A 12,343-nucleotide genomic window follows, 5' to 3' on the forward strand; every position below is an offset into this window, starting at 1 on the left:
TTAAAAATATAGCGGCTTGGATCTAGGATAGTACGCTGTATTATATCAGTATTATTTTTGAGCTGTCAGGTTTAATCTCTTAGGAAAACAGGTGCTACGTAAAGAAAATGTAATAAAAACTTAACATAAAAATCATTGACAATTTCGGGGGGGGGGGGTAATAGAATTAATATGAGACTTTGTGTAACTAAAGTAAAGAGCATGGTCAATTGAAACAAGAAGAGAATAAAATAGTCTCGTAAAATGTATTGCAACTTGGTAATATTTTTTGAGGCGCTTTTTGATTGAGCCCATGTTTTCTCAATGGGATTGTACTCAGGTGAGTAGGGAGGAAGAGGTAAAAATGTATAGTTGTTAAAATAGCATACGGAAAATAAGTTAGAAACCATGTAATGTTATAAATTTTATATGTTTTTTCTACATAGATATTTTAGTTAAATGAAAGTTGAGGAAAGGAACAATGATGAAAAATCACTTGGACTTCAAGTTGATAATAATGATGGTTTGGTGAAGTAGAATAAAGAAATACAAATGTGGTAAATCCGACTATGTATCAGGCGTTGCAAAAGAGGAAATAAATATGGTGAATATAAGAAGAAGTCTTTTTGGATATAACAAAAAGGAAGTTGATGATGTGATTAGCAGTTTAGAGGGGGATAAAGAACGCCTCAAACAAGAACTTGAAGGGAAAGCACAAATGATTGAAGAGTTGAATGTTCAACTACATGGATTTCGCTCTCAAGAGGAGCTTATTTCTGAGGTTATTATTGATGCGAAACAATTGTCAAAACGTTTAGTGGAAGAGGCTAAGCAAGAAGCAACGGAGTTGCTATATAATGCTAATAAAACAATATCAGATGAATTTGCACGTTTTCATCAATCGATGGAAATTTTAAACGGAATCAAAAATAGAGTTGTTGCGCAGAAAGAGGAGTTATCTAAAGAATTGCAAGACACTTTGAGACGATATAAAGATGCTTTTGAAAACTCGGAGACCGAGGACTTTGCTCGAATAAAAGAACAAATAGAAATAGATATTACTCGAACAGAAGATGTTTGTGAGAATTCAAAACAGGTTATCTTTCTCCCGCGCCTTAATAAATCAAATTGTATTAAAGTAGAAAAAATAGAAAAGGAGAACTAGTAGTGAAAAAAGAACATAAGGAAATCTTTTCAATCCGTAAGTATAAGGCATATGGAGCTAATTCGGCTTTGATTGGATTAGTGGGTCCGGCTGTTTTAATGGGGGTACTGATGTCTCCTGTACAAGCAGAAGAAAGTGCTTCTATTCCTGATTTGAAGCCATTGGATAGGGCGGAGAGTAGTGAATCAAGTACCCGAGATATTGAAACAAATCATCTTATTGTTACATCGTCTCATCCAGAAGAAAATGCGACTGAAACAGCTGCTTCAGGGGTAGAAACAGGAATAAGAGCAAGTGAAGAACTTACAACTCCTAAAAGAGCAGTAAGTATTGTCTATAAAGTACGCTATGTAGATCGCAAATCTCATCAAGTAGTTCATGAGGTAACGAAGACGAAGACGGTAGAAACTACTGAAGCAAAAGCAAAAGTTATCGTTACAGAAATTGGTGGAGAGCTAGCAAATGATAGTCAATTAGAAAGTTACTATGTTCCAGATGGTAATCCAACAACCTTTACAAAAGAAATTGTTGAAGGGGAGGACAATGTTTTTGTCTACGAAGTAGAGGGATTTGGGAAATCAGAAGCTACAGACCGTACTGTCACGCTTAAGTATACAGTTGAATACGTTGATGAAAAGACGGGGCTTGTCCTAGATAGTGAGGACAAGGAAGAAACGGTTTCTACCTTTGAAGCAGTTGTGAAAAAGGAAGTGACTGTTCAAGCTTCCATTGATGGAAATGAATCCCTCAAGGGATGGAGTATCTCTGATAATGCAACAAGCCATCAAACTATCACCTTATCAGAAGGGGTTCCTGTAAAGGTTATTTTTAAACTCCATAACTCTGATAAGGGAAAGGTGAGGCAAAAGAGGAAAGTAGAGTATCCTTCCCCTGCCGTTACTGGGCAACCATACTTAACACTAGAAAAGATAACTCCGGGCAAATTAGGTGAAGAAAGTATTACTCTTGCTGGAAATGCTCAGCATACTTATGAAATAAAGTATAAAGTTGGTTTTTCAAACATTGACGCTTCTGACTTGGAAATGACCCAAGGGGCAAAGGATTTAGGCTTTAATTTAGACTTGGAAGGTGGCTGGTTAACTGCTACCCTTACGCCAACAAGAGAAATAGGAGGAAAATATGAAGTTGGATTCCAATCCCGTTCACATCCTGAAGTGAAAGTAGCTGGATTTATAAATATTACGACAACAACTCACTTTGGATTTATGGTGTTAGCAACTTCAGGGAGAGACAATCCTTTGTCTTATTTTCCCAATAATAGAGATGATAGGACTGAGTTTACATATGATGGTAGCATAACAGATCCTTCTCGAACTTCTCCGGTTATTTATAAAGGAGTAAGTAATTTGAATGATCTATATAAAGATTCTTCTGGACCAAAAATAGACATCACGATTGATGGAATCAGAATGCCAACGACTCCCTTTGGTTATTTTATGGATTCTAGTAATCAAACTGTTGAAAATGCTACCGCAGATACGAAACGTTATTATGCCATGATTCCAATCTTTGCTCTAATGGATCGTTCTACAGATTATGCTAATAATAATAAACAAGGATTATCTATTACAGATTTTCGGTTGTTATCCGCTTCAGATGGAGTAGAAGTTAAGTTGGTGGACTTAAGGAAAGACAAGGCTCCAGATAAGGGAGTTTACAGTAATACTGTAGATTTCCAAACAATGCCAGGGTATGATTTGTCAAGTGGATTGTTGAAAGATAACATGTATGGTATCTTGGATAAAACTCCATATTATCTTCAATTTACGAAATTGCCTAAAACAGCAGGTAACTATTCAGTGAAATTTCAAATGACTGATAGCTTGAACTTAGTCAAAACGATTACATTGAATTTTACAACTTATGAAAATTCTATTTCTAGTGAACGCTCAGACTCCAACGCTTCAGATAATCGTACTTATGCGTTAACCAATGCAGATGCTCTTTTTGAACCTAATGAAGAGTATGTAGATAAATCTACTGATAAGGTTACGCTTCCGATTTCTGATGAAGAACAAATCTTAGGAAAAGTAACTCTCAATAAAGATAATGCCTATATAAAAGCAGATAGTTTTCCAGCAGGGGTTGAGTTGAGGGCAGTTCCTGGAAAGGTTACGGAAGGACATCCGACAGAAGCCTATGTTGTCAAAAAATCAGGTATTAAAGTTGCGAAGGGAAAATATTCTTTTTCAGTGAATGCCTATGATGGTCACTATCAGACTGGTGCTCCGCGGACATTTGAGTTTGAGATAGTAGACGCTATTAATCCGATTCCAAACCAGCATTGGCATGAGGGAACAGTTCCAACCCCTATTCCAGTTTCTATGGAAAACAACTCCAAAATAACAGGAATTCGTGTGGAATCAAGTGGCGGTTATGCCTTTTTTGAAGGGAACCCTAATGACTCTACTATTTCTATTTACGGTTTGAAGCACACGTCGTCACAACAAAAGGCGCGTGTTTATGTGACATTTACAGATGACGAAGGGAAAAAACATGAAACCTTTACCGATTTTTATTATGTGATAGAATCTAATATAGTAGACGATTTAGCGGTTAATGTTACTAATACAGATCAAACAATTTCCGAGGGTGAAGATTGGAAAGAAATGGTCATCACAACGACTCCAAGTGAAGGTGTGACCATTAAAGTTGATAAGACAAAACTTCCAAAAGGGACACGATTTGTTGATAATAAAATTATAGGGAAAGGTCTTTATGAAGGGCAGTATGAAGTTCCAGTACTTGCTGTTAAGGGAGATGTTGTTAAGTCGACTGTTGTGCGTCTAACTGTGAAGCCGAAGGAATTTGTCGTTCCTCCAGAAAACACAGAAGTTTCGGTCTTATCCAAGGTATCTGCTCTTGGATTGCAAGAGGTACCTGACGATGCAGTGGTAACTTATCGTGCGAATGATTCCTATAATTTTTCTAATTCTGGTCTAAAAATTAGTAATGATGGGACTAAAATTACAGGGATACCGACTGCAGTTGGTCGCTATGAGCTCACTGCAACAATTAGTAGAAGAGGTTCAAATGGGCTTGTTCGTACTACAACTACTACCTATACCATTAACGTAACAGGGCTAAGTCCGAGCTTGACAATCGGATCAGGAACTCAAGCAACAGATGCTTATACTTCTAATGAAACACGTCTCCCAGCATCGATTGGAACAGAGATTCTACCTATTACAATCAAGCATGATTCGCATTCAAAACTGACAGTCGATTCAAATTCTTTACCAGCTGGTTTGAGTTATTCGTATGATGAGTCGACACATACAGGAACTATTACAGGAATTCCAAGTGCAATGTCCTACGAGGGATATGTTTATCAAATTTTAGTTCAGACCGAAATGCCGTATAACTATGCAGATAGCAACGTTCGCAGAACTATTTGGAAGACAATTTATATTGAAGTTACTCCTATAACATCAGCTCTTAGTATTAACAATGAAAACCAGACATTTGCTGCAGATAAAGAGATGATTCCAATTACGGTATCGGATTTTGATGAACGTGCAACAATTGATTTAGAGAATGCTCCGTCTGGAGTGAGATATGATGCATCCAATCATCAAATTATAGGAAGTCCAACAGAAGGGGTAGGTACCTATGAATTTAATATTCGGGCGGTTATGCCACAGGCACTTGGAGGTCAAGTGACAAGAAGGCAGGTAACTCTTCGTGTAGAACCGTTAACACCGATTTTAGAGGCAGATAGGTCATCTGTTGAAGTAACAGCCGAGGATTCTATTCCGACTATTACAGTCACCAAGGAACCACATTCTACCTTACAACTAAATGTACTGGTGAAGGAACGTGACTATAGTTATTTTGGTTCTCTATCTGATATTGGCTTAAGCTATGATGCGTCAACAGGTAAGATTACGGGAATACCTACAGTCGTTGGGAATCACAGAATCTATTTGTCAACATTCTTAGACAAAAATTTCACAGGAGTTGCTGGTGGTGTTAGAAATGAATTAACGATTCCATTGACGGTGACTGCTAAGGAATTTAACTTTATGGATAATCAGGAACGACATACGACTGTTATGTCAGCGATTGCTCCAGTGGCGGTGAGTGTACCAGATGGGATAGAGGTTAGTGTAGAAAGCGGGACTCTTCCTCAGGGGATTATTTACAATAGCGATAAGAAGGTGATTGAAGGAACGCCTACTCAAGCTGGAACCTTTACAATTACAATGGTTGCTAACCCAAGTGGTATACGTGGTAATGAAAGAAAAGCTACAGTGACTATTCAGGTAGATCCACTTCCAGCTACTATTAGGATTCCCCACAATCATCAAACCATCCAAGTAGGGACTCCTATGGAACCCTCAACGATAGAACTAAATGATCATGCAAAGATTTACGGTAGTGATGCATTACTTGATTCTTTTGGCAGTAGTGGATATATTAATCATGCTAGTGAAAGAGGTATGGAGGAATCGTACATTGATGCATTCTTAAAGATGTTTTATGGATTGACCTATGACGCCAGCACACACACCATTAGTGGGACTCCTACGCGAACGGGTACTATAACTTTTACTTTTATTGCGCGAAATGATGATCTATTAGGTAGTGGTGAAGCTAGAGAAACCTTTGTCTTGAATGTAGTAGAAGTTATTTCTAAGATTCCTATTATTACAGATGCGAAAGAAGGTTCTAATGTAATTAAAGGAAGCGGTGTTGCAGGAGCTACGGTTACCGTTACGCTTCCAGATGGAGTTGAGAAAACAGCTTTAGTGGTAGAGGATGGAACATGGATGGTAGATACGCCAGCACCTCTTGTAAAAGGACAAAGTATTTCTGCTCGACAAAAAGAAGTAAACAAAACGATTAGTAATGACATCAGTGCCACTGTTGTTCCTCAATCGGGATTAGTTGTATCCAAGGAAGCGATGGTAGATGCCATTATCGAAGGTGTTACAACGATTACAGGAACAGGGATAACAGATTCTACTATTAGTGTTACCCTTCCAGATAGTACCGTTAAAACAGCTACAGTTTCGGAGGGAACATGGTCAGTTACTTTAGACAAAGCCGTGGTGAAAGGTGATAATATTTTTGTAACACAAACTGAACCAAATAAAGCTACTAGTCCATTAGTTACAGCAACTGTGGTTCCTAAAATTACAAAAGGTGATAAAGGTGAAACAGGAGCAAACGGAGCAGATGGTAAATCACCAGTTGTAACGATGACAGATAATGGAGATGGCACATACTCTATTACAGTACGCAATGGAGATGGCTCTGAATCAACTACTAAAGTCAAAGATGGCAAAGACGGTAAAACTGCTACTATTACAACAACAGATAATCCAGATGGAAGTCATACAATCACTGTAACAAATCCAGAAGGAACAACAAAAGAAACAGTTGTTAAAAACGGTAAAGACGGTAAGACTCCAAAAGTTGAAGTAACAGATAATAACGATGGAACTCACACTGTTAAAGTGATAGATGGAGAAGGTAATATTACAAATGCTATTATCAAAGATGGTAAAGATGGTAAAGCTGCTTCAGCTACAACAAGAGAAAATCCAGACGGAAGCCACACAGTAACTATTACAAACCCAGATGGAACTAAGAATGAATTTGTTGTGAAAAATGGACGTGACGGTGTTGACGGACGTACTCCAACCGCATCAGTTCGTGATAATGGAGACGGAAGTCATACAATCGTTATTACAAATCCAGAAGGTGTGACAACTGAAACTACAGTTCGTGATGGTAAATCACCAAAAGTTACTATAACTGATGAACAAAATGGAACACATAAGATTTCAGTTTTAAATGGAGATGGAACAACTACTGAAACCATTGTTAAAGATGGTAAATCACCAGTAGCCACTGTTACTGATAACCATGATGGTACTTACACAATTCGTGTAGAAAACGGTAATGGTACTGTTTCTGAAACTACAGTTCGTGACGGTAAATCACCAACTGCTAAGGTTGTGGCTAACGGATATGGAACTCACACTATCACAGTTGTGAACTCAGACGGTACAACTACAACAACTACAGTTCGTGATGGTAAAGCACCAAAACTTGAAGTGATTGATAACAACAATGGTTCACACACTATTAAGGTGACAGGAACTGATGGTAAAGAAACGACAACTACAATCTTTGATGGTAAATCACCAAAAGCGAACATCGTTGATAACGGAGACGGAACTCACACCTTAACAATCGTTGATTCTGATGGTCGTGAATACAAATCTATTATCAAAGATGGCAAAGATGGCGTTTCACCAACTGTAACTGTTAAAAATAATAACGATGGAACTCACGTTGTTACAATTATTAATCCTGATGGAAGTAAGACAGAAATGGTGATTAAAGACGGTAAAGATGGTAAATCACCAAAAGTTTCTGTTGAAGATAATGGAGATGGTAGTCATACAATCACAATCATCAATTCTGACGGAACTGTGACAAAAATAGTTGTTAAAGACGGTAAAGATGGTCGTGATGGACGTGATGGCAAAGACGGTAAGGATGGCAAAGATGATAAATGTGGATGCCAAGACAAACCAGTAACACCATCAAATGACAAACCAGTTCCTCCAACACCAAATGTGCCAGAAGGACCAACATTTGCAATGCCAGAACCACCAGTTCATGAATTGCCAGAATTCAACGGTGGTGTGCCAGGAATGCCAGAAGTTCATGAATTGCCAGAATTCAATGGTGGAGTACCAGGAATGCCTGAAAATCACGAATTACCAGAATTCAATGGTGGAGTACCAGGAATGCCTGAAAATCACGAATTACCAGAATTCAATGGTGGAGTACCAGGAATGCCAGAAGTACAAGAGGTACCAAAATTAGATATTCCAACAGTACCAGCGCAACCAACACCAAATGTGCCAGTACAACCAACTCCAGTTGTTCCAACTCCAGTTGTTCCAACTCCAGTTGTTCCAACACCAGAAGTACCGGTTAAACCAGAACCACCAGTAGTACCAACACCGGGTCAACCAGCAACTCCAGTAAATGCTAACCCAGTAGTAGCAACTCCAGTTAAAGAAAACCATGGGGAAAAATTACCAGAAACTGGAAGTCAATCTGATTATATATCTGTTCTTTTAGGTAGCGGTATTCTATTGAGCCTATATGTAGGTCGAAGAAAAGAAGATTAAATATAATGTGTAAGATTAGCAGAGGAATATTGTAGCTGAAAATATAGTTAAAAATTATGTTATTTAAACTTTTGTAAGCGTCTCATGATATTTGATATACAAGCGATTTGAAGTTTTGGAACATATCCTACTGATTATTTCTTACTTGATTGGATAGATAGGTTTCCTGCATAACGATTAATATTTTATATTTGTTATGCAGGTATTTTACGGTGTACATCTAATAATGGAACATTAAGGTTATTTATACAGATTATAATTCGTTTAATACAGTTCCTCTTAGTCTCTTTACAAAATGACGAGCAATTAAATTGGAGATTTTATAGTCAATTGAAAAAATAACAAGACAAAAGAGCCTCAAAAAAAGTATTGCAACTTGGTAATACCTTTTTGAGGTGCTTTTTGATATGAGCCCATGTTTTTTAAATAGGATTGTACTCAGGTGAGTAGGGAGGAAGAGGTATAGTATATTGAATCTAGAATAGTGCACCGCAACTTCTAAATCCTTGTAATAAATTTATAATCAAGCTGTATCAGTTTTCAAGGAGGTTTAGATGTACTTTAAATTGGAAAATGAGGATTCCCAGAAGGCGCAAGAAATTGGGAATCTGATTCGTGCTTATAATCGTTCCAAAAGAGAAGAGGCTGAAAGTGAGCCACTTAATCTTTATGTCGAAGATGAAAAGGGCAATCTCCTGGCAGGTTTGATAGCAGAGACTTTTGGAAATTGGCTAGAAATCGAGTATTTATTTGTAAAAGAGGAACTGAGAAGGCAAGGAATCGGTTCAAAGCTATTGCAGCAAGCAGAAACTGAAGCTAAGAATCGAAACTGTCGTTTTGCTTTTGTCAATACCTACCAGTTTCAAGCTCCTGATTTTTATAAAAGGCATGGCTACAAGGAAGTCTTTAGGTTACAAGACTATCCCTACATTGGGCAAAGATATTATTACCAAAAGGATTTGTAAGGAGAATATGAAAGCATAAATCAAAGAGGGGGGCTTGACATAAGTATGAAGTAGATTCTCGATAAATACCAGTTAAATCCTACACATTGTGTCTTTCTAGGTGATATTGAGGACAATACAATTGCAGCTGAGAAATTGGGAATCAAGTCTTATCAGGTTAAGAAAAGAAGTGATGTCGTCGATATTTTGAAACCCTATATTTAAACTTAACACTCTCTATTTTTTATGGTAGAGAGTTTTTTGTTAATAAAATTTTACAAAATGACATTTATATATTGCATTGAGTTAGATATATGATATAATGTTGTTAAAAAGAGGCGCAACTTTTTAAAATTAATGAGAATCAAAGAGAAAACCAAGAATATTAATGGAGGAATAAAAAATGGAAGTTATAAATGTAAGTAAGCATTATGGTCATTCAACCATTCTCAAAGATATAAATTTCGCACTTAACAAGGGTGAAATTGTTGGTCTAGTAGGGAGAAACGGAGTTGGTAAGAGTACGTTGATGAAAATTCTTGTTCAGAATAATCAACCGACTTCAGGGAATATTATAAGTAGTGATAATGTTGGGTATTTAATCGAAGAACCAAAATTATTTTTATCTAAAACAGGTTTAGAGAATTTAAAATATTTGTCAAACTTATATGGTGTTGACTACAATCAAGAAAGATTTGGAAGTTTGATCCAAGAGTTAGATTCGACTCAGTCTATTAATAAAAAAGTAAAGACCTATTCTTTGGGTACAAAACAAAAATTAGCTTTGCTTCTAACTCTTGTTACGGAACCTGATATATTGATTTTAGATGAACCGACTAATGGTTTAGATATTGAATCATCACAAATAGTTTTAGCGGTTCTAAAAAATTTAGCTTTACATGAAAATGTTGGAATTTTAATATCGAGTCATAAATTAGAAGATATTGAAGAAATTTGTGAGAGGGTTCTTTTCTTGGAGAACGGGCTTTTGACATTTCAAAAAGTAGGAAAAGATAGTCATAATTGCTTGTTTGAGATAGCTTTTTCATCAGCTACAGATAGAGACATTTTCATTACCAAACAAGAATTTGGGGATATTGTTCAGGAAGAGGGACTGAGAATTACTATGTCTGGGAATATTCAAAGTAGTGAGCTTTTTAAATTTTTTAACGAAAACTCTATTAAAGTAGTTGATTTTGAAACTAAAAAAGAAACGCTTAAAGATATTTATCTAAATCGTTCAAAATAAAGGAAGGTTATAATCATGAAATTAAATAAATTGAATTTTCTTAAGGAAAATATAAGAGATTTATATTCATCAGGCGTAATATATCTCGGTTTGCTTATCTCGTTTATACCGCCGATATTGGTTACATTCTTTATTCTAAATACTCAAGGGACATCGCTTGGTATTAAGCATATTTCAAACTTTTATGCTATGCTCGGTATGTTAATGGCTGTTATACATGCTAACCGAGTCATTAGTAGAGATTTTTCCCACAATACGGTAAGTTTGTTTTATAATCAACAGAAAAATCGGATGATTTATGTCTTGTCTAATTTTCTATATGCCATCTCAGTTTCCATTATTTATGCTTTGAATGGCATTGTGCTACTAGTCATCGTAAGTAAATTGGGTGTTCCAGGTGATTTAGGATTAGATTTTATAGCAGTCATTGTAGTCAATACAATTTTGTTAGTCCTATTTTATTTTCTATTATCTTACATTTTCTATTTATACAAATTGAAAAGTGGCTTGGTATTTGGTATTTTAGTAGCTTTACTACTCTTTGTCCCTAATATATTAAATACGATTATGATGAATACTAGTAATGATTTGTTTATCAAAGCAATTGAACTTCTTCCTTTTTATTCCTTACCTGTATTTGTTGCTTCAAATACGATGTCTATTAGTCAGTATCTTGTGGTAATCACTACAATCATTTTATTGTACTTTTTCACTCTCAAGAAAAGCAAGAAGTATTCATTTTAGTTTCATTTAGTATTATTTTACAGACTTAAAATCCAGCAAAAAATCAGTCATCTTGGTATGCTCCTGCTCTTGTTGTGTACACGTTTTTGTCTTATGCTAGACTCATTTCCAAAAGCATTATATAATAGTGATATGAAATCAACTAAATAAGAAATATAAGCAATCAAAACTCGTTTAAAAGACCCTACTAAAGCTAATACTAAACAAAAAATCAAATAGCAAACTAGGAAGTTTATTTCAAACAATCCAACATACTGATTTTAGGCTGAAGATAATATTGGAGTGCTAATTAATGAGGTTATAATAAATAGCTGACAGCTTGTGTTGGTTTTGGATTTTTTAAGAGTAGATGAGTATTAAAACTATAAGGAGGACGCAGGTGGCTAAAAATTTAAAATTGAAATTAGCTCGTGTAGAGCTTGATTTAACTCAAGGTCAACTGGCAGAGGCTGTGGGGGTGACGCGCCAGACTATTGGTTTGATAGAGGCGGGAAAATACAATCCCAGTCTCTCGCTTTGCCAGTCTATTTGCAGATGTTTAGGAAAAACCCTAGACCAACTATTTTGGGAGGAAGAAGATGGTAAATAAATTCATTCATTATCAATTACTTGACGAAAGAGAAGAACAACTAATCAATAAAGCTGGGGCAGAGTCTTTTTCACTCTTTATTGGGCTTGTACTTCTAAGCTATTTAGTAGCAGTGTTATCTCCATCTCTTTTTAATCCGAATTTTCTAGTGTATACTCTGATAGTAGGAATTTTCTTCTTTTTCAATCGTGCCCGTTATCTGGGAGTAACCTACTATAGTCGTTTTCATTTTACGATTTTGGGTTGTTTTTTCTTAACCTTGGCTATTACGGCTCTTTTGATGTTACAGAATTATCAATTCAACATAGAAGTTTATCAGCACAATCCTTTGAACGTTAAATACCTATCTGCTTGGGCAATTACTTATGTTATTTATCTTCCCTGGGTCTTTATTGGCAATCTTGGTCTTAAGAGCTATGGCGAATGGGCTCAGAAAAAATTTGAGCAAGACATGGATGAACTGGAGAGTGGAGAATAGCTTGTTACTCTTTTCTC

General features: G+C 36.2%; 6 protein-coding genes and 3 pseudogenes. 7 read left to right on the top strand and 2 right to left on the bottom strand.

Going from position 1 to position 12,343, the window contains the following annotated elements:
• Positions 1–205 precede the first annotated feature (205 nt).
• A pseudogene (locus tag ACAM22_RS02840) lies at positions 206–341 on the bottom strand (IS630 family transposase); the annotation flags it as partial.
• 239 nt (positions 342–580) lie between these two features.
• Between ACAM22_RS02840 and ACAM22_RS02845 the strand changes: the two are divergent.
• On the top strand, positions 581–1,144 hold the full coding sequence (locus ACAM22_RS02845; protein WP_000247238.1) for a DivIVA domain-containing protein: 564 nt from the start codon (positions 581–583) through the stop codon (positions 1,142–1,144).
• 2 nt (positions 1,145–1,146) lie between these two features.
• On the top strand, positions 1,147–8,322 hold the full coding sequence (locus tag ACAM22_RS02850) for an SIALI-17 repeat-containing surface protein (RefSeq protein WP_369606936.1): 7,176 nt from the start codon (positions 1,147–1,149) through the stop codon (positions 8,320–8,322).
• Between the two features lie 326 nt (positions 8,323–8,648).
• On the opposite strand, the pseudogene ACAM22_RS02855 reads toward ACAM22_RS02850, so the two are convergent.
• Positions 8,649–8,786: pseudogene (locus ACAM22_RS02855) on the bottom strand (IS630 family transposase); the annotation flags it as partial.
• A gap of 90 nt (positions 8,787–8,876) precedes the next feature.
• On the opposite strand from ACAM22_RS02855, the gene ACAM22_RS02860 reads away from it, so the two are divergent.
• The 5 genes and pseudogenes from ACAM22_RS02860 to ACAM22_RS02880 all read left to right on the top strand — a co-directional run bounded on the left by ACAM22_RS02860 (position 8,877) and on the right by ACAM22_RS02880 (position 12,326).
• Positions 8,877–9,287 carry a GNAT family N-acetyltransferase gene (locus ACAM22_RS02860; RefSeq protein WP_023943224.1) on the top strand — a complete coding sequence of 137 codons (411 nt, stop codon included), beginning with the start codon at positions 8,877–8,879 and terminating at the stop codon, positions 9,285–9,287.
• 336 nt (positions 9,288–9,623) lie between these two features.
• Positions 9,624–10,515, top strand: a pseudogene (locus ACAM22_RS02865) (ABC transporter ATP-binding protein).
• 15 nt (positions 10,516–10,530) lie between these two features.
• Entirely contained in the window at positions 10,531–11,259 is a 729-nt protein-coding gene (locus ACAM22_RS02870) for an ABC transporter permease (protein ID WP_023943220.1), read from the top strand.
• Between the two features lie 379 nt (positions 11,260–11,638).
• On the top strand, positions 11,639–11,848 hold the full coding sequence (locus ACAM22_RS02875; RefSeq protein ID WP_001107500.1) for a helix-turn-helix transcriptional regulator: 210 nt from the start codon (positions 11,639–11,641) through the stop codon (positions 11,846–11,848).
• Entirely contained in the window at positions 11,838–12,326 is a 489-nt protein-coding gene (locus ACAM22_RS02880; RefSeq protein ID WP_023943216.1) for a DUF6773 family protein, read from the top strand. Before ACAM22_RS02875 ends, ACAM22_RS02880 begins: the two co-directional genes overlap by 11 nt.
• Positions 12,327–12,343: the final 17 nt, after the last annotated feature.

It is taken from the genome of Streptococcus sp. SN-1 (assembly GCF_041154385.1).
In the GTDB taxonomy this organism is placed as follows: domain Bacteria; phylum Bacillota; class Bacilli; order Lactobacillales; family Streptococcaceae; genus Streptococcus; species Streptococcus mitis_CT.